Annotated in this window: 2 tRNA genes; both read left to right on the forward strand. The window is 48.5% G+C overall.

The features are described 5' to 3' along the window. Positions 1-50: 50 nt before the first annotated feature. A tRNA-Ile gene (locus M3610_RS27870) sits at positions 51-127 on the forward strand. Positions 128-145: 18 nt separating this feature from the next. Further along, positions 146-221, forward strand: a tRNA-Ala gene (locus M3610_RS27875). Positions 222-241: the final 20 nt, after the last annotated feature.

Below are 241 nucleotides of genomic sequence, written 5' to 3' on the forward strand. Positions count from 1 at the left end.
TTTGTTTGTTTAGTTTTGAGAGTGCAATCTCTCTCATATTTTTGAAGTGGGGGCCTATAGCTCAGCTGGTTAGAGCGCACGCCTGATAAGCGTGAGGTCGATGGTTCGAGTCCATTTAGGCCCACCATACTTTCACTTTCATAATGGGGTCTTAGCTCAGCTGGGAGAGCGCCTGCTTTGCACGCAGGAGGTCAGGGGTTCGATCCCCCTAGACTCCACCAAAGTTTTTTGTGAAAGCAAA

Source organism: Neobacillus sp. MER 74, from assembly GCF_023714155.1.